Origin of the sequence: Comamonas sp. BIGb0152 (assembly GCF_024809975.1) — a bacterium.
GTDB lineage: Bacteria > Pseudomonadota > Gammaproteobacteria > Burkholderiales > Burkholderiaceae_C > Comamonas.
Map to the genome: position 1 here is coordinate 39,426 of NZ_JANUDY010000008.1, position 19,243 is coordinate 58,668.

The window sequence follows — 19,243 nt, forward strand, 5'->3', positions numbered from 1 at the left end:
GGCGCTATGCAGTGCCGCTCCTTTCTTTCCAGATCACCAGGACGACGAACCATGACTACCTCTTCCCACCGCCGCAGCCGGCACGGCGACCGCTTTGCGCTGGCTTTGCTGCATGGCGCCATCCGTGCCACCCTGGTCGGGGGCAGTGCCGCAGGCCTGGCGCTGGCAGCACCTTGGGCGATGGCGGCAGAGCCGGCCGCCGGCGCCAAGAGCTATGCGATCGCTGCCGGGCCGCTGTCGGATGTGCTGGCGCAGTACGCGGCAACGGCTGGCGTGCAGCTGGTGTTTGAGCCGTCCACCCTGGCGGGGCTGCGCAGCAGCGGCCTGCAAGGCCGCTATGGCGAGGCCGAGGGCTTTGCCCAGCTGCTGGGCGGCAGCGGTTTTGAGGTGGTCCGACAAGGTGGTGCCACCTATGTGCTGCGCAAAGCGCCGGCGGCCACCCCAGCTGCAGCCGGTGCGACACCCGCATCGGACATGACTTTGAACACCGTCACGGTGACGGCGGCCGCCAACCGCAGCGGCACGACCGAAGGCACGGGCAGCTATGCGGCGGCGCACTCTAGCACCAGCGCCAAGCTGAACCTGAGCCAGCGCGAAACGCCGCAGACGCTGACGGTGATCACCCGCAAGCAGATGGACGATGCGGGCATGACCTCGGTCGACGATGCACTGCGCGCGGTGAGTGGGGTGTTTGCAGTAGATGGCGGCAGCATTGGTGCCAACTACTACAGCCGGGGCTTTAGCATGCAGGCCCAGGTCGATGGCATGGCCACGCCATCGGGTATCGACAGCGGCAACCGCTCGCCCAAGTTTGACAGCGCCTTTGTGGACCGGGTGGAAGTGCTGCAAGGCGCGGCGGGTTTGATGGCGGGCGCAGGCAGCCCAGGCGGCACGGTCAACATGGTGCTCAAGCGCCCGACCGACACCTTCCAGGCCCAGGGCGAGGTGCAACTGGGCTCCTGGAAAGAGCGGCGTGTGGTGGGCGATGTGTCGGGCCCGCTGATCGATTCCGGCGTCATCCGGGGCCGCCTGGTGGCCGTGGCGGACAACAGCGAATCGTTTACCGACTATGTCTACCGCGACCGCTATGCGGGCTACGGCATTGTCGAGGCCGACCTGGGCCCCACGACCACCTTGAGCGCCAGCGTGCAGCTGCAAAAGGACACCAGCCGGGGCCATTTTGGCGTGCCCTTGGCAGCGGATGGCAGCGATGCGGGCCTGCCCCGCTCGTCCTTCTGGGGTGATGCCGACCACCGCTCGGTGCGCGACTACAACATCTACACCGTGGGCCTGGCCCAGCAGCTGGCCGGCGCCTGGAGCCTGAAGGCCAACTATTCCTGGCAAAAGACCAACAACGATATCGAGAACTTCAGCAGCCTCTCGGGCAACCTGAACCCCGCCACCGGCGATGGCCTGTTTATCGGCAGCCGCCAGCGCAACTACACCTCGGTGATGCATGCCAATGTGGTGGATGTCTATGCCACCGGGCCGTTTGACTTTTTAGGCCGCCGCCATGAGCTGACCTTGGGCGTCAACGGCACCAGCTACCGTGATGAGAACGCCGGCACCGGCTACTCGTCCACCACGCCGATCAATGTCTACAGCTTTGATCCCGAAGGCCTGGGCCCCATCCCCGATGGGCTGCGTGCATCGACCAGCAAGACGAAGACCAGCAATATGGGTGTCTATGGCGTCGCGCGCTGGAGCCTGAGCGATTCGCTCAAGCTGATCACTGGCACCCGCATCAGCAACTATGAGCGCAAGAACACCTTGACCGGTGTCGTGGCGCCCAAAGAGAAGGGTGTGGTCACGCCGTATGCCGGGCTGGTGTATGACATCAACGCCCAGTACTCGGCCTATGCCAGCTACTCGGACATCTTCAACCCCCAGACCAACCGCAGCCAGGATGGCAATGTGCTCGACCCGGTGGTGGGTGCCAACTACGAAGTGGGCATCAAGGGTGAGCTGCTGAACAAGCGCTTGAATGTGTCGGCCGCCGTGTTCCGCCTGGCGCAGTCCAACCTGGCGGTGCTTGATTCGTCAGTGCCCAATAACCCCAGCAACGCCTGCGGTGGCGCCTGCTACACCGCAGCGGGCAAGGTGGTGAGCCAAGGTTTTGACCTGGGCATGAACGGCCAGGTCAGCCGCGAGCTGAACCTGGCAGCGGGCTACACCTACACCAGTGCCGAGTATGTGGCCGGTCCGCAAAAGGACCAGCGCTTCCGCACCGAGCAGCCGCGCCACAGCATGCGCCTGGCGGCCAACTACCAGCTGCCGGGCACGCAATGGTCGCTGGGTGGCAATGTGGCTGCCACCAGCAAGGCCTATAAAAACGGGGGCTCGGGCGCCAATGCCTGGACCATCGAGCAGGGCGCGCTGGTGTTGCTGGGCCTGAACGCCAAGTACCGCATCACCCCCAAGACCCAGCTGAGCCTGGTGGTGAGCAACCTGACGGACCGCAGCTACCGCCATCTGTATGGCCGCGAGTACGCGCCGTTTGGCGAGCCGCGCAAGTTCAGTGCTAATCTGCGCCATGATTTTTAAGACGCCGATGACCTTCTCTACGATTCATCGGGGCGCCCGCGCGGCGCTGCTGGCCGGCTTGCTGGCCACTGCGCCGCAGGCTTGGGCGCAGGCCGCCCATGAAGGCGTTGCGCCCGCCGCCGCCGCTGCCCCTGCACCCACACCCGCCAGCCCCTATGTGATGCCCGCCACCCAGGTCTGGGACATGGCGTCTGACAACGGCGAGGTTTACCGCATCTTTGTGTCTGCGCCCGACAAGGGTGAGCCACCCAAGGGCGGCTACCCGGTGCTGTATGTGCTTGACGGCAATGCCTACTTTGGCTCGTTTGCGCAGGCGCGCTGGGTGCAGGACTACTTGCCCGTGGGCAAGGCCATCATCGTCGGGGTGGGCTACCCGGGCGACAAGGCTTGGGATGTGCGCCGCATGGCCGACTACACGGCGCAGCTACGCGAGCCGCTATCGCCCGAGGTGCGGGCCTTTGCCCAATACAAAAGCGGCGCACGCGCGCCGTTTCTGGATTTTTTGACCGGCAAGCTGCGCAGCGAGATCGCCCAGCGCTACCCCGTCAACCTGGAGCGGCAGTCGCTGTTTGGCCATTCCTTTGGCGGGCTGTTTGCGCTCTATGCACTGTATGAGCGCCCGCAGGCGTTCGAGGCGATTGTGGCGGCCAGCCCCTCGATGGAATGGAACGGCCAACACATTCTGGACGAGGAGCGCGTGTTTCGCGCCAAGGTGCAGGCCGGCAAGCTGGGCGCTACCAGCCGGCTGATGGTGGTCGTGGGCGATCGCGATGCCGATGGCGATCCCGAATCGGCCCGCATGCTGGCTGAGCGGCTGCAAGCGCTGTCCGGCTGGGGCCTGCGCGTGCGGCTGCAGCGCTACCCCAACGAGGTGCATGCCAGCGTGCCGGCGCAGGCGGCCAATGACACGCTGCGCTTTGCGTTTACGGTGCGTTAGGGGAAGCGCGCAGCGCCGGCAGTGCCGTTGCGCTACCAGGCCGCCGTCCATCCCTCCCAAGCGGGCGGAAAGCGGCGCGGCTTTTACTTAGCGCACCAAGCAGGGGCGCTTGTTGTCAAAGCGCCAGTTGGGTACCAGGTACTGCATGGCCATCGCGTCATCGCGTGCGCCCAGGCCGTGCTGCAGGTAGAGCTGGTGGGCGCGTTCGACGGCATCCATGTCCAGCTCAATGCCCAGGCCGCCTTGTTGGGGCAACGCAATGTAGCCGCCTTGGATCTGCAGCGGGTGCTTGGTGAGGCCCTGGCCGTCCTGCCAGATCCAGTGCGTATCGATGGCGGTGACCTTGCCAGGTGCGGCAGCGCCCACATGGGTGAACATCGCCAGCGACACATCGAAATGGTTGTTCGAGTGCGAGCCCCAGGTCAGGCCAAAGGCCTGGCAGAGCTGGGCTACGCGCACCGAGCCGGCCATAGTCCAGAAATGCGGGTCGGCCAGCGGAATATCGACCGATTGCAGCGACAGCGAATGTGCCATCTGGCGCCAGTCGGTGGCCACCATATTGGTCGCTGTTGGCAGGCCCGTGGCACGGCGGAACTCGGCCATCACCTCGCGGCCGGAGAAGCCTTCTTCGGCACCGCAGGGGTCTTCGGCATAGGCGAGGATGCCGTGCAGATCGCGGGTGATGCGCACTGCATCTTTGAGCAACCAGCCGCCATTCGGATCCAGGGTGATGCGGGCTTTGGGAAAGCGCGCATGCAGCGCGCGGATGGCCTCGACCTCGTCCTCGCCGCGCAGCACGCCGCCCTTGAGCTTGAAATCCTCAAAGCCATAGCGCTCGTAGGCCGCTTCCGCCAGGCGCACGATGGCCTGTGGGTCCATGGCTTTTTCATGGCGCAGGCGCTTCCAGTCGTCGGCCTCATCGGGGGCTGTTTGGTAGGGCAGGTCGGTCAGTTCGCGGTCACCCACATAGAACAAATATCCCAGCATCTGCACTGATGTGCGCTGCACGCCTTCGCCCAGCAGCGCTGCGACTGGCACACCCAGGTGCTGGCCCAGCAGGTCAAGCAGGGCCGATTCGGCGGCGGTGACGGCATGGATGGTGGTGCGCAGGTCAAAGGTCTGCAGGCCACGGCCGGCGCTGTCGCGGCCAGCAAAGTTGCTGCGCATCGCGTTCAAGAGGGCGTTGTAGTTGCCCACGGGCTGGCCCAGGATCAGTTCGCGCGCATCTTCCAAGGTATTGCGAATGCTCTCGCCACCCGGTACCTCGCCCACCCCCGTGCGGCCTGCGCTGTCGGTCAGGATCAGCAGGTTGCGGGTGAAGAACGGCGCATGGGCGCCGCTCAGGTTGAGCAGCATGCTGTCATGGCCGGCCACCGGCACCACGCGGTAGCCGGTGATGCGTGGGGTGGAAGAGGAGGTGGCGGTGTGGGTGGCTTGCATGGTGGGCGTGGGTACAAAAGATTAAAAAGCAGGTTGTGCAGCGGGCATGGACTGGGGGCCGCTGCACGACCAGGTGGTGTTGGCGCTTATTGTGCGGTGATACCGCCGGTGGTGATCACCTGCTTCCAACGCGCAAACTCCTTGCGCTGAAACTCGGTGAAGGCCTCGGGGCTGTTGCCCACAATCTCCAGGCCCATGTCGGTGAATTGCTTGCTCACAGCAGGGTCGTGCAGCGCTTTGACAATGCCGTCATGCAGCTTGGTTTTGATGTCGGCGGGCAGGTTCTTGGGGGCGGCAAAGGCTTGCCAGGCATAGACATCCATGCCGTCGATGCCGGCTTCGGCCATCGTCGGCACATCGGGCAGCACGGCGGAGCGCTTGTTGCCAGTCACCGCAATGGCCTTGAGCTTGCCCGACTTGATGTGGTTGAACACGGTGTTGACGTTCTGGAACGACATATCCACCTGGCTGCCCAGCAAATCGGCGGTGGCCGGCGCGCCGCCCTTGTAGGGCACATGCAGGCCCTTGGTGCCCGTCTTCTGCCAGAACAGCTCGGCGGTGAGGTGGTCTGACGAGCCCGCGCCCGAGGTTGCAAAACTGACCGTATCGGGCTTGGCCTTGAGCAGGGCCACCACGTCTTGCACGCTGTTGACCTTGGGGGCGAGGTTGGGGTTGACCACCAGCACATTGGCCGTTTGCACTGCCACGGTGATGTAGCTGAAATCGCGGGTCGGGTCATAGGCCAGTCCCTTGATCAGGTGGGGCGCCACCACCAGCGGTGCCAAGGACGAGACCAGCAAGGTATAGCCATCGGCCGGCGCACGCGAGACCTGGGTGGCGCCAATGCTGCCGGTGGCGCCGGCCTTGTTCTCCACCACCACCGTCTGCCCCCATTGCTGGCCCAGGTGGTTGCCCACGGCGCGGGCCACCGAGTCGGTGGCGCCCCCGGCCGGGAAGGGCACGACGATGGTGATCGGCTTGTCTGGCCAAGCCCAGGCGCTGGGGCTGGTTGCCAATGCGGCAGCGCTGGCGCAGACAAGCGCGGCAATTTTTTTCCAGGGGGTTGCTGTGGTGGCGGTCATGTTTGTCTCCTGCAAGTGAGGGTTGGCTGCAATCTCGGTGAGCGATGCTTCGCTTCGAATAGTTAACGTTAACATTGGAATTTGTTGTATTGTTAACGTTAACCTCATTGCAGAAATCAGTAATTACCCGATGTTGTCGCTGTTGTTGGATGGCGAAGAGCGGGGGAGGGGGTGCTCAGCTGCTGCTGCGCTGGGCGATGGAGAAACCGATATCGACGCGGCGTTCAGGAACCGGCTGGTCCAGCGATCGGGCCACCACCATGTCGGCCGCCAGCTGGCCGATGCGGGTGCCATCCAGCCGCACGGTGGTGAGCGGCGGCGCGGTGTCCTTGGCAAACTCCTGATCGCCCAGGCCTACCACCGCCAGGTCCTGGGGCACGCGCAGGCCCTGGTGCTGGGCTTCGATCAAGGCGCCCAAGGCCAGGGTGTCCGAGCTGCAGAACACAGCGGTCACCTCGGGCCGCTTGGCCACTATGTCTGCCAGGCCGCGCCGGCCGCCCCCCAAGGTGCTGGGCGCCGGCGTATACGCCACCGTCACTGCGGGCAGGCCCGCAGCTTGGGCTGCCTGTGCATAGGCGGCCACGCGCACCCGGGCCCGCGCATCATTGCCGCTAACCATGCCCAGCTGCCGGTGGCCTTTGGCGATGAAATGCTCGGCCACTGCGGCGCCAATGGCGCTGTGCGAAAAGCCCACCAGCATGTCGATAGCGGTATCGGCCAGGTCCCAGGTCTCCACCACCGGAATGCGTGAGGCCTGCAAGAGCGCCCGGCCTTCATCCGACGCGGCCATGCCGATCATCACAATGCCATCGGGCCGGCGCTGGATGATGGCGCGGATCAGGTCCGCCTCCTGCGCCGCGTCATAGCCGGTGCGGCCAATCATCAGCTGGTAGCCATGCTGGTTGAGCGCATGGTCCAGCGACTGGATCAGCTCCTGGAACACCGGCCCCACCAAGGTGGGCAGCAATGCCGCCACCAGCCGCGCCCGCGACAGCCGCAGGCCACTGGCCAGCGCATTGGGCACATAGCGCATGCTGGCGATGGCATCGCGCACGCGCTGCAAGGTTTCGGGGTTGAGCCGCTCGGGGTGGTTGATGGCCCGCGAGACCGTCATCGCAGACACGCCCGCAGCGCGGGCTACATCTTGAATATTGGACGGTCGGTCAGTGGGGTACACGGGCAGGTGAGGCAAGAGCGGAGAGTGCCGCTATCGTAGACCATGCCAGGTGCTGTGGGGCTGTGGAGCGGGATTCGGCTGGTATTTCGACGGCGGCAGTCGCCTTGCGTCAACAACGACGTGCCCAATGCTTGCCCACCGTGCTGGCTTAACCCACCCGCCCCACCTCCAACACCGACACGGCCCCACGCGCAGGCCATAGCGCCAGCAGCACTAGCAGCAGCGCCACCAGCGCATAAGGCGCGCCTGGGTTCAGGGCGTACACCATGGTGCCCACCAGCGGGCCCAAAATCATCCCCAGGCCATGGGCCGCCGCGACGGTGCCGGCGGTGGCGCCTTGCTCATGCGCGCCCACGGCATTGGCGGCCAGTGCCATGACGGAGGGGAACACCCAGCCCATGCCAGCAGCTGCAACAAAATAGCCGGCCCACAACGCCCAAGGCGTGCTGGCCAGCAGCAAGGATGCAAAGCCCAGCGCAGACAAGCCGCAGCCCATACGGATCAGGCGCTGGGGCGTCCATGTCAGCTTGCGCACCAGCAGCTGCGCCAGGATCAGTGCCAGGCCCACCACGGCCAGTGCCATGCCGGCGGCGCGTGCGGCGGCGGTAGCGTCCAGCTGCAGGCGGTCCAGCGCAAAAAAGCCCACCACCACCTGGGCCGTGGTCACGCTGAACATCGCGCAAAAGGCGACAGCCATCGGGCGGCGCAGGCGCGGGTCGCTGATCTTGAGGTGGCCGGCAGCGGCGTTGGCATGGTGCTCGGTACGCGGCAGCCAGCGCCACAGCACCAGCAGGGCCAGCGCCGGTAATGCGGCGGTGATGAGCAGCGGCAGCTCCAGGCTGTGCGCAGCCAACAAGCCCGCTACGCCGGGCCCCGCCACCATGCCGATGCCGCTGGCGGCCCCCAAGGTGGCCATGGCTGCGGCGCGCTGGGGGCCGGGTACATGGTCGGCAATCAGCGCTGCACCGGTGGCGGGTACCGCAGCATAAAAGCCGCCCGCCATGCCGCGCAGCAGCACCAGGCCGGCAAAGGCCAGCCATACCGGTGGCTGCGTGCGCAGTGCAAACACGATAAAGGCGCACAACATCGCATAGCTCAGCACAAAGCCGCCCAAGCCGCGCAGCAAGATGGGCCGCCGGCCCCAGCGGTCGCTGGCTGCGCCCCAGCGGCGTGCGAGCAGCACCCAGGCCAGGCCGCCTACGGTCACCGCCATGCCGGCCTGCCAGGGCGCCAGCCCCAGCAAGCGGGCAATGGGGCCGATCAGCGCCACAAAGGACATCATCGACAGGGTGCAAACAAAGTTCTCGAACATCAGCGGCTGCAGGCGCAAGCGGGGTGTGCCTGCGGCGGGCAGCGGCAAGCCGGGCGGGCCAGCGGGGGTGTAGGGGGCGGGCATCTGACTCCTTCAATAGAATGGTTTTTAAATGATAATCAATCGCATTCAATGCTAGACTTCGTTCCTGTGATTTGCCCCTCTTGCCATGAACGTCATCCCGCGCTGCGCCGTAGCGCTGGCGCCGCTCAAGCCCATGCGTTGGCAGGGCGTGTGAGCAGGGGCACCCTGTCTAACACTACTTTTCTTTCATCCTTGGGGTGCAGCAATCTGGCTGCATCTGTCTGACCACCCTCCAAACCGCCATGACTGCCACCATGACCCCTTTGCATACCGCCACCAGCGCCCGCCGCACCCTGCAACTGCGCCGTCCCGCTGTCCCGCAATCTTTGGACCTTGCCCAGGCGCCTGCCGCTTGCGACAGCCAAGCCGAGCCGCTCAGCATCGCCTTGCAACCGCGTGTGCTCAACGATGCCAACCTGCAGGTGCGCAGCGTTGACAGCGCCAGCCTGCTGGCCGGCCACAAGACCGTGCAGATTGCCCACAACGGCTCGGTCTACACCTTGCAGGCGACCAAGCTGGGCAAGCTGATATTGACCAAGTAAAAGCAGGGCCTCTGGGCCTTTATGTGCCGCATAAAAAACAGCCCGCTGGCCATCCGATGCCAGCGGGCTGTTGTGTTGATGGGCTTGGCACTTTGGTGCCGGAGCCCTTCACTTTTTTCTCGATCAGAACGACACGGTGGCCGACAGTCGGTAAGTACGCGGTGCGCCCGGCATCACAAAGCCATCGTTGAACATGCCGATCCAGTAGTTCTTGTTGGTCAGGTTCTCCACGCTGGCGTTAAAGCGCACGGGGGTGGCGCCAAACTTGGTGGCGTAGCGGGCCATGGCGTCAAGGCGGTTCCAGGATGGCACCTTCAGGCGGTTGCCCGAGTCCGCCCACTGCGAGCCGGTGTGGAAGAAGCGCCCACCCACCGACAGGCCTTGCACGGGGGTGTCCCAATCGAGGCCAATGCGGGTGCGCAGCTTGGGCACGCCATAGTTCTCCAGCCCGGTGTTGATCTGCTTGGACTTGATGTACTCGACACCGCCCAGCAGCGCCACGCTTTCGCTCAGCTTGCCAAACGCGCTCCACTCCAGCCCGCGCAGGCGCTGCTCGCCATCGAGCACCTGGAAGTTGGCACTGTTGGTGATGACCGAGGGCTTCTTGATCTGGAAAGCACTGAAGGTGTGGGTGGTCTGGCCGGCCTGCAGCTTCACCCCCACTTCGCCTTGCTTGGTTTGCATGGGGGCGAGGGTGTCACCCTGGTTGGCAAAGCCGGTGCCCACGGTGCGGCCGGGCTCCAGGCCTTCGGTGTAGTTGGCAAACAGCGCCACATTCTCACCCCAGGGGCGCACCACGGCGGCGATCATCGGCGAGACGCGGCTTTCGCTGTAGTTAGATGCAACGCCATTGACCAGCGGCGTCTTCACCGTCTGGTGGCGCAGGCCCAAGGTCAGCAGCACTTTTTCATCGGCAAAGCCCATGGTGTCGGCAATCGCGATCGAGCGGAATTCGTTCTCCGTCGTGTAGTCCTTCCAGATCGGTGCGGTGGGGAAGGTCGGCTCAGTCGGCCGGTACATATTGGTCGTGTAGCAGTAGTTGCAGGCGGTGTTGACCGTGCCTTCCTTGTGCTTGAGGATGTTGAACGACAGCTGCAGCCGGTGCTGCACGCTGCCGGTATCGAACTTGCCGATCACGCCGGCCTCGGCCGTGCGGCGTTCCGACTTGGTATGCACGTTGTAGATGGCCCCGCGTGTGGTGCCGTCGGCACCGGTGACGATGGCGCGGGTGCCAAACAGCAGGCCCTGGCCTTCGGCCTCGGACCCGCCTGCAGCCACATAGCCTTGCCAGTTTGTGTTGAAGTCAAACTCGGCGCGGGCCAGCAAGCCGCTGTTGTCGTATTTGCCGTGCGTGCCTTTGAACAGGTTCACATCGCCATCGGGTGGCGACAGTAGGGTGCCCACGCCGGGGATGGCCGCGCTGCCCAAAAAGCTGAACATGCCAGGGCTGCCGCCATCGATCTTGTTGACGCTGTTGTACAGATCCAGGTAGAGGCGGAAGTTGTCACCCAGGTAATCCAGGCCCAGCGCGCCCACATTGCGCTTTTGCTTTTCGTCCTCGGCACCCATATCGCCAGAGCCGTACACGCCATTGAAGCGCAGACCCAGACGCTGCTCGGGCCCAAAGCGCTTGCCCACGTCGGCATGCAGCTGGTAGTACGAATCCGAGACATAGGTGGCGGTCAGATCGGCAATGGGCTGGGCCAGCGCGCGCTTGGTCACCATATTGACCGAGCCGGCCACGCTGGCGAGCGGCGGCATGCCCGAGAGCAGCACATTGGGGCCGCGCATCACCTCGACGCGCTCAAACATCTCGATTGGTACCGAGTTGGCCGGCGCAATGCCGTAGAGGCCATTGGTTGCGATATCCATCGCCGTCACATCCAGCCCGCGCAGGTTGAAGTTCTGCAGCAAATGGCCCTTGTTGGTGGTGAAGACCACGGCCGCATCGTTCTCCAGCACATCCTGCAGCGACAGCGCCGACCAGTCCTCGGCCAACTCGCGCGTATAGGCATTGACGTGCACGGGTGCCTCCATGATCGAGGTAGCACCCAAGATGCCCAGCCGCGCACCCTTGGCCGCCTTGCGCCCGGGTGCGAGCGCGGGCAGGTCTTCGCGCTCATAGCGGTCGCGCACCGTGATTTGGGGCAGGTTGACGGGGGCGTTCGCGCTGGCTTCGGGGCTGGTACTGCCCACGTCTTGGGTGGAGGCTGCCTGCTGCGCCTGTTGGGCAGATACCCCGGAGCTGGCGGCTGCGGCCATCAAGGCCAGGACGATCAGGTTGGGCTGGTGTCTGCGTTTTGTTGTGTGTGACATGAGAGTGACGCTTAGCTTTATATATGAACAAGAATCATTCTCAATCGTATTTGCTCATGGTCATATTTGCAACTTTTTGTTGTATTTTTGGGATAAGCCTGCGGGTCTGGTGGGTTTCCCTGCATCAGCACGGCGAGTTTTCGCCGCTGGATCAAGGGCGAAGGGTTTGTATACTGCTTTGAATACCAGGAGACAAAATTGAATAACACCCGCCTTATTTACAGGATGCGCCCCGCCATCCTGTCCACCGTGCTGGCGCTTTCCTGCACCGTTGCTTGGGCCGCGCGCAGCTTCACCCCCCAAGCAGGCACCTGGGCCATTACCGAAGAATTGGATGGCAAACCGGGCCGGGGCTTGGCGATTGATGTGCAAGGCAATACCTTCTTTATGCAGGTATTTGGGTACGAGAAGAATGGCGATGCCACCTTCTACACCGCTACCGGGCAAATGGAGGGTGACTCCGTTACTGCGCCGTTGATGCGTTACAAAGCTGGCCGTAGTTTTGGAGGCAATGCGCAGGATGCGGTTGAAGATGGCTCGCCAGGCATGGTGACCGTTTCCTTCTTGAATGGCATCCTGGGGGCTATCCGCTTTCCTGGTGAGCAAAAAAAGCAAATCGAGCGCTTTTTGGTCAACGATCCAGATTTTGATGATGCGGTACTTGCTCCCTCACCAGAATCCACAAATATAGGTAAAACCGGCAAGTGGCTGCTTCTTGATCAGGGCGGTAATTTTGTAGATTTTTTGGATGCAGGTCTCAGCAAAGCAGAAGGGAAGAATTACCGACTTTCGTTGGCATCCCGCATTAGCGGTTCTCGATCGTCATATGACTGTCAGCGATTGCCCGGAGTGCAGTCTTTTAGCTGCCAAACTCGCGCTACAGACGCAGCGACAAGCCCGTATGCCGAGGTTAAATTTCAGATGATAGGACCGGAGATCGTGGGGATGCACACGAACAGCAGTGGCGATATTCTGGAGATTGCCGGTGTGCAGCGTGCAATGGGTTCCCTGGGTGGGGCCATCGCCCTGTGCGGCATGTATGAGTATGCGTATATGCCTGCAGGCTGTGATCAATGGCAAATGCCATCCAACGGGACCTGGGTGTTTGCTGACGAGTTGACGGGTAGGCCAGGGCGCGGGATCAGTGTGGATATGCAGGACAAGGTCGCAATTTTGCAGATCTTCAATTACCTGCCCGATGGCCGGTCCACGTTTCACATGGGGAGCGCAGTGATTGGCTATAACCCGGTGTCGGGAACGGTAAATCCGAGGATCGTACCCATTCAGCGTTACCAGGGAGGGCGGTATTTAGGCGGGCCAGCGTCAGCTGCGGCACCGGTGTCGTATGACCAAGAGGCCGGGGCAGCAGTCATCGAATTCTCTGGCAGAAATGAAGACAGGATTGCCCCCTATGTTGAAGGCACGTTCCAGCTTCCTGGTGAAGAAGTCAAGCCTGTCAAACGCTTGGATTTACAAGGGCTAACGCCGTTTAGTCGCTTTGCTGGCGAATGGGCGATGGCGTTTTCAAATGCAGTACCTCCAGGCATACCCATCCTTCGGAAGGTGCGCTTTTCATCTACGAATGAAGCATCTGCTAGCAGCGATGATGGATTGGTGAAATGCATGAAGAACCCTCACGATCTCTCACGATATGTCTGCCATCTCTATGCGGATTCGACGAGAGCCGTTGTCCATGGCAGTCTGTACGGGCGGTTCAATGGCTTTACGGCTGACGGTGATGCCATTCAGCTCAGAGACCAGTTCAGCAACTGGCGTGGGGTGGGGAAGATGTCGAATGATTGATGCGCTTGGCTCATACTTGGCTGCTGGGCTATTTATGCAGCCAGCTTGGGCTGCGCAGCGTGCCACATGCGGGCGCTGCAGCGGCTTAGGGAGTGGTTGAACACCGTAGCGCAGGTCAGCGCTTCTTCCGCGTATCCGGCAAAAACGCCGTCGCCAACCCCAGCAGCGGCAAAAACGAGGTCAGGCCATAGACCCAGACGATGCCATGCACATCGGCCAGCTCGCCCAGGGCAGCGGCTCCCACGCCGCCGATGCCGAACATCAATCCAAACATCAAACCCGAGACTAGGCCTACGCGGCCGGGCACGGCCTCTTGCGCATAGACCACCAGCGCGGCAAAGGCCGACGACATCACCAGGCCGATGACGATGGCGAGCACTGCGGTCCACACCAAACCCACATAGGGCAGGGCCAGCGCAAACGGCGCAACGCCCAGGAACGAGATCCAGATGACGGCCTTGCGGCCAATGCGGTCACCGACCGGGCCACCCGCAAAGGTGCCGGCTGCCACAGCGGCCAGAAACATAAAGAGAAACAGCTGGCTGCTCTGCACGCTCAGCTGGAAGCGCTCGATCAGATAGAACGTGAAGTAGTTGGTGAACGCCGCGATGTAGACAAACTTGGCGAACATCAGAATGCAGATCACCGTGATGGCGCGGATGACGCCAGCGCGGTTCAGGCCTTCACCCGCATGGTTTTTGGCCAGGCTCTTGGCCTTGGCGCTGCCGTTGTGGCGCACCCAGATGGTCAAGCGGTACAGCACAAAGATGGCGACCAGCGCCACCACCATGAACCAGGCCACGGCGCGCTGGCCGTGCGGAATGACGATGGCCGCCGTCAGCAGCGGGCCAATGGCCGAGCCGGTATTGCCGCCCACCTGGAAGGTGGACTGCGCCGTGCCAAAGCGCCCGCCTGATGCCAGGCGCGCAATGCGCGAGGCCTCGGGGTGGAAGGTGGCCGAGCCCACGCCCACCACGGCGGCTGCCACCAGCAGCATCTCGTAGCTTTGCGCGGTAGACAGCAGGCCGATGCCGATCAAGGTCATGCCCATGCCGGAAGGCAGCAAAAAGGGCTTGGGGTGCTTGTCGGTGTACATGCCAATCCACGGCTGCAGCAGCGATGCGGTGACCTGGTAGACCAGCGCAATCACGCCAATCTGGCCAAAGCTCAGCGAAAAGCTGGCCTTGAGCATTGGAAAGATCGAGGGCAGCATCGCCTGGATCATGTCGTTGAGCAGGTGCGCCAGGGCCGCGCCGCCCACGATGGGCAATAGAAAACCGTGCTGCTGGGGGGCTGCAGCCGGCGCTGCCAGTGAGGCGTTTGAATTGAGTGTGGCGGTTTCGGCGGTCATGGCGGCGGTTTAGCAAATCAAAAGGGAATGCCAAGATGGGTAGCAAGCCGGTAGCGTACGTGATCCAAGGATGGCGGAATCGCGTAACTTGGACAAGAAGTATCGAGTTCTTGCCAGTTCGCCGAATGACAGTCATTCGCTGGGCGGGCTGACCGTGCCAAATGCGGGCGCTTATGATGCCTTGGCACCCCCGGATCCGCATTCTCTTCAACACTAGGACGGCCCCCATGACACAGATTGCCCATCTTCGTGACGCCATCGCGGCGAGCCAGCTTCTCCAGAACGTGGAGGCAGACGACGGCTTTGTGGTTGGCAGCGTGCGGTTTCAGCCGGCCGCTGCGGACATCCCCGTCAACGTCGATCCGGAGCTGGCCGACAACCCGGTCATGGATACGGATACCCTCATTGCCAATACGCAGCGGTTTTTGGCGATGCCGGTGGACCGCTGGAAGCAGCTGATCGATGAGATTGCGCTGGAGGTGGAAGAGGCCGTAGAAGACGATGAGGTGGACGAGCCCAGGGATCTGCGCGACGACCTGCGCCTGCATTCGGTGGCTGTTTTTGCCGATGCCGTGCTGCTGTCCTTCGTGGCGCCGCAGCAGTTTCCCGACTGCTGGGTGCGCGCGCAGCTCGGTGTGGGCCTGGCGCTGGAAGACATCTCCATCGACGAGAACGATGGCGTGGAGACCATCGAATTCAAGTCGCTGGATGATCTGCTGGACAAGCTGAGCGCGAAACCCGACGAGTAGCGCAGGTGGCTGTAGCCATCTGCCACCAGCCGCCACCGCGCAACCAGCGCAAGGTTGCGGCTGTGCAGCTGGTTGATCTTCCAGTCCGCCGCTTTGAGTTCTGCTTGCGCCGCTGCGAACAGCGCATCCTGCCTTCCTCCGGTCCTGGTCGCTGTGCACCCAGCGTTGTTTCCGCCTAAACGGGCGTCGGTGTTTGCTGTTGGCCTTGCATCCATCCGATGAAAAGGTCTAATTTCTCGTTGAACACACCAGCCGCTGCCCAGGGTGCCTTGGCATGCACCAGAAAGAAATCGGCCCGCTCCGCCATGTCCGGGAATCGGTCTGAGAAATACCGCGCATAGTCATCCAGCGACTGGGGCCAGTACCCGCCTACGGCCGGGCGCAGCACGTTGGTGGCACGGACCAGCTTTCTCGCCGCCTCCTTTTGCAGCTGCCGTAGCGTGGCCAGGTCTTGCGCTGCAGCGATGCGCGCTCTGTAGCCTTGCAACACCTGCACGTAGTCGCCATTGACGGCCTGTGCCACGGCAAGCGAAGGTGCAAAGGCTGCAAACCGCAGGCCCAGATCCTGGCCCTGGATGCAACGGCATTCATGCTTGAGCCAGTAGCCCCAGCTGTACAGATTGGCGGGATCGGTCACATCGGCCAGCACGCCGAGATCGAAGTCCACCTTGCTCACTTGCGGGTGACGTGCCTGCAGTCCCAGGCGCAGCTGCTCAAGCGCCTGGGCTTGGGCGGGGGCCAGCGGACGGGCCAGGACCACCGTCAGGTCCACGTCCGAGACCCCGGGCGTGGCAGCGGCCCGGGACACACTTCCGTAGAGGTAGACACTGTGCAACAGGGGCCCCAGTGCCCGCAACAGGCTGGCCTGTGCGTCATCGACCAGTGCCACGAACGCGGGTTGCAGAGGTGGGGCAGGGGGCGTGTCAATCGTCGTGGTGCAGGTGCTGCGATGGGCGCTGGTCATGCTCGGCAGCATAGCGCAGCCCACACGCATGGAACTGCTAACCCGCTGTCAGCATCGCCAGGCACCCCGTGCAGATGCAAGATGGGCCATTATGAAAAAAGCGGACCACCCCGCCAGGATGTCCGCTTCATGGGCCGGTGCCGATTGGCAGATCAGCGTGTTTTACCTGTTCTGCGCAGGGCAATACCTGCCACAAGTGCCGTTGCCAACCATAGCCATAGTGGCCCGCCCAGCGGTACTGCTTGCACGCTCGCCGTCGCTGCAGCCTCTACGGTGATGCGCAAGATCGATGTGTCCGTGCCACCACGTGCATCCGATAGGGTGTAGCGCACTTCAGGAACCTCGCCTTTGAATTGCGCATCTGGCTGGAAGCTGAACTGGCCATCACTTTCCACGCGCAGCGTGCCTGTATTGGCCATGGTCGCGGTGTCGGTTGGCTGGTAGGTTTGGCCATTCACGGTAAACCCGGTGATGCGCATGGCATCTCCCTCAACATCGCTGGCATTGGCCAACAGATTGCCGGTCAGCGTTTGCCCTTGCGGGATCGTGAACGCCTCATCGCCATCGCTCGGATTTGTGTTGGGCACCACGGTGATATTGACGCGATATTCGTTGGTGCCGCCAAAGCCATCGTTCACGACAAAGCTGAAACTGTCGGGGCCGCTGTATCCATTGTCAGGGGTGTAAACAAAGGATCCGCCTGCTTGAATCGTCACGCTTCCATGCGATGGCAGGCTCGCACCAGGCGCATAGGCCACGGTGTCACCATCCACGTCCGATGCGGCTGGCAGCGTCTGTGACAGCGGCGTGTTTTGCGGCGTGGTCAAGCTGGTGTTGCTGGATACCGGCGGCGTGTTCAGGCCGACGATGGTCATCGTCAGTGAGGCTTCACCAAACAAAGGAATGCCGCTGGTGCGGGAGATGCTGACACCGTCGATGGCCATTTCTGCCCAGCCCCCACCGGCATCAGGCACCCCTCTGAGCTCCAGCAGCTGCGTGGTTGCGGTAGCCGTAAAACTCACGGTGATGAGCTGCCAAGGCGCTGCTGTTCCCACTGCAGGTGCGGTCAGCACTGGTGAGTTGTAGACGTCGCTGCCAAAGGTGACTCGAATGTGGCCGGGAACCGTGCCGATGCCCGCAAAATTATGCGCTGAGATCGTCTGGTAGAACTTCAGCGCATACGTGGTGCCTGCCACCAGCCCTGAAAGCGTCTGTTGGATGACACCACTGGAGCCCAACGGATCGTAGCCATTGCCTTGGAGCTTGAGGAAGTTGCCGCCATCTGGAGATGGGTCATACACCTCACCACCTGCCGTGTCTGATGGGTCGGAGATTTGGGCATTATGAGGCGAATACCAGCCTGGCTCTGAAGGACCTACCAAGTCGTTGTTGAATGATCCATCGACCGTCTGCGCTCCCACCTCTTCGATCCTGTAGACAGCGCTGTCCTGCAGTGATTGGGTACGCGTCAATGCTGCAACGGCAGGGTGGTTGGTGTCCAACAGATAGGCGTAATTGCCATCAGGGTTGATGGTCCAGTTTCCATAGCTTCCTGTGTGTACCAATGGGCCCGTCACGGGGGTGCCTGCAAAGCGGCTGAGCACGAACGCATCTCCGTTAGGGTCATAGTCGACGCCGCTGCCATCATCGTCGGTCAGCAGATTGCCTGTGACGGTTGCTGTGTGGGCCTTGTCTATGGTTTTGCCATTGTTGGTGGCGACGGGATTGGCATTGATCTCAATGGTGGCGGTTGCCGTATTGGAGTTGCTGGTGCCATCGTTCACTACGAATGTGATGATGCGGTCGGTGATATCGAGCGGCGACGCTGTGGGCTCAAAGCTGAGCATTTGCAGCGCACCGATATAGGTGGTGCTGGATGCTGGCCCGGTCAACACCAAGCGCAAGCTGCCGCCACCGCCGGCAGTAACCGTATAGGCAATGCCATTGGCAACACCGGCACTGCCAGCCGCAATCGTTTGATTGCCCAGGCGCACCACATCACCGGCCAGCAGGTTGGTGAAGGTCACCGTTGCACTCTGCATGGTGCTGCTGTCCACATCGTCGATGGTGGCAGCCGATCCCACGATGGCGACCGGCGGATCACCCTCGTCAAACCTCACTTGATTGCCTCGGCCGGGGGATGCATCCCGGTAGGCCTCGGCGACGACATTGTCAATGCACAGGGTATCGGTGCTGCTGGACTCCTCACCGGTATAGCTAAATGCCAGAGTCGTGTCGTCCTGCACGCTGGTTGGCAGGTTGAGCACGAGTGACGTAAACGACGCGGATGCCGCCAATGCCGTCAAATTGCCGGTGGCTCCGTTCTGGTAGGTGATGGTTGCCTCTGCGCCTGTGGCGGCTGAGGTGGTAATGGTTGCGTATGGCGTGCTACCCAGGTTCACCGTCAGAACATTCTGCTGACTGGGGGCGGCACCATCAGCCCAGCGTACATCGACGCTCACGCGCGCACCTCCCAGCGAGCTCGGCCCATAGGCCCAACCCGCAACGGAGGGTGCACTCAAATCGTGCGGGCCGGGGTCGGGTGTGCCATAGGATTGAGAGGGGTTGGTACAAGCCATGCCAATGTTCCTGTGCAGCCATTTATCAGTGGATGCCCAGGTACTTGTCTGCGTGAAATCGCCGTTCTCAACCAGGGAAATCAGTGAGGGGCCAGAGTTCAGATCGAGTATTGGGGGCTGCTGAGCAGAGGCATTGCTGGCTAAAAGTATTGCGGAGCTTCCCCAGAACAGGACATGGCCCAACGTGGCCGATAGCGCATTGCATGGCATGGTGAAAATCCTCAATACAAAAAGTGACTTATTGCCGCTTTGTGGACTGTAGATCGTTCTTATAAATTTGTACAGTTTGTTTCATTTAAGTGTTTTTGTACGCTAACGCTCGCTAGAAAGTACCGAGGAACCTGGTGCACAAGCCTCCCCCAA

General features: G+C 62.4%; 13 protein-coding genes. 5 read left to right on the forward strand and 8 right to left on the reverse strand.

The window, feature by feature from the left end:
* The first annotated feature begins 51 nt into the window (after window positions 1-51).
* Both M2375_RS15770 and M2375_RS15775 read left to right on the forward strand, forming a co-directional pair.
* Window positions 52-2,544: a TonB-dependent receptor gene (locus tag M2375_RS15770; RefSeq protein ID WP_259168802.1), complete on the forward strand. Its 2,493-nt coding sequence runs from the start codon at window positions 52-54 to the stop codon at window positions 2,542-2,544.
* 7 nt (window positions 2,545-2,551) lie between these two features.
* Window positions 2,552-3,481 carry an alpha/beta hydrolase gene (locus M2375_RS15775; RefSeq protein WP_259168803.1) on the forward strand — a complete coding sequence of 310 codons (930 nt, stop codon included), beginning with the start codon at window positions 2,552-2,554 and terminating at the stop codon, window positions 3,479-3,481.
* 87 nt (window positions 3,482-3,568) lie between these two features.
* Here M2375_RS15775 and gudD read toward each other — a convergent pair whose 3' ends face one another.
* From gudD to M2375_RS15795, 4 genes are all read right to left on the reverse strand, one after another.
* A complete protein-coding gene (gudD, locus tag M2375_RS15780) occupies window positions 3,569-4,921 on the reverse strand; it encodes a glucarate dehydratase (RefSeq protein WP_259168804.1) in 1,353 nt (450 codons plus the stop codon).
* A gap of 86 nt (window positions 4,922-5,007) precedes the next feature.
* On the reverse strand, window positions 5,008-6,003 hold the full coding sequence (locus M2375_RS15785) for a tripartite tricarboxylate transporter substrate binding protein (protein ID WP_259168805.1): 996 nt from the start codon (window positions 6,001-6,003) through the stop codon (window positions 5,008-5,010).
* A gap of 175 nt (window positions 6,004-6,178) precedes the next feature.
* Window positions 6,179-7,180 carry a LacI family DNA-binding transcriptional regulator gene (locus tag M2375_RS15790; protein WP_259168806.1) on the reverse strand — a complete coding sequence of 334 codons (1,002 nt, stop codon included), beginning with the start codon at window positions 7,178-7,180 and terminating at the stop codon, window positions 6,179-6,181.
* Window positions 7,181-7,328: 148 nt separating this feature from the next.
* Complete coding sequence (locus M2375_RS15795; RefSeq protein WP_259168807.1) at window positions 7,329-8,576, reverse strand: MFS transporter; 1,248 nt, start codon at window positions 8,574-8,576, stop codon at window positions 7,329-7,331.
* A 380-nt stretch (window positions 8,577-8,956) separates the two neighbouring features.
* On the opposite strand from M2375_RS15795, the gene hemP reads away from it, so the two are divergent.
* Window positions 8,957-9,118 carry a hemin uptake protein HemP gene (hemP, locus tag M2375_RS22535; protein ID WP_404979339.1) on the forward strand — a complete coding sequence of 54 codons (162 nt, stop codon included), beginning with the start codon at window positions 8,957-8,959 and terminating at the stop codon, window positions 9,116-9,118.
* 123 nt (window positions 9,119-9,241) lie between these two features.
* Here hemP and M2375_RS15805 read toward each other — a convergent pair whose 3' ends face one another.
* Window positions 9,242-11,434, reverse strand: a complete 2,193-nt coding sequence (locus tag M2375_RS15805; protein WP_259168809.1) for a TonB-dependent siderophore receptor — start codon at window positions 11,432-11,434, stop codon at window positions 9,242-9,244.
* A gap of 198 nt (window positions 11,435-11,632) precedes the next feature.
* On the opposite strand from M2375_RS15805, the gene M2375_RS15810 reads away from it, so the two are divergent.
* Window positions 11,633-13,237 carry a hypothetical protein gene (locus tag M2375_RS15810; protein WP_259168811.1) on the forward strand — a complete coding sequence of 535 codons (1,605 nt, stop codon included), beginning with the start codon at window positions 11,633-11,635 and terminating at the stop codon, window positions 13,235-13,237.
* Between the two features lie 115 nt (window positions 13,238-13,352).
* On the opposite strand, the gene M2375_RS15815 is transcribed toward M2375_RS15810, so the two are convergent.
* Entirely contained in the window at window positions 13,353-14,588 is a 1,236-nt protein-coding gene (locus M2375_RS15815) for an MFS transporter (protein WP_259168813.1), read from the reverse strand.
* Between the two features lie 227 nt (window positions 14,589-14,815).
* On the opposite strand from M2375_RS15815, the gene M2375_RS15820 reads away from it, so the two are divergent.
* Window positions 14,816-15,337, forward strand: coding sequence for a hypothetical protein (locus tag M2375_RS15820; RefSeq protein ID WP_259168814.1), 522 nt, complete (start codon window positions 14,816-14,818; stop codon window positions 15,335-15,337).
* A 175-nt stretch (window positions 15,338-15,512) separates the two neighbouring features.
* Here M2375_RS15820 and M2375_RS15825 read toward each other — a convergent pair whose 3' ends face one another.
* Complete coding sequence (locus M2375_RS15825) at window positions 15,513-16,301, reverse strand: nucleotidyltransferase domain-containing protein (protein WP_259168815.1); 789 nt, start codon at window positions 16,299-16,301, stop codon at window positions 15,513-15,515.
* Between the two features lie 152 nt (window positions 16,302-16,453).
* Entirely contained in the window at window positions 16,454-18,763 is a 2,310-nt protein-coding gene (locus M2375_RS15830; RefSeq protein WP_259168816.1) for an Ig-like domain-containing protein, read from the reverse strand.
* Between the last annotated feature and the right edge of the window lie 480 nt (window positions 18,764-19,243).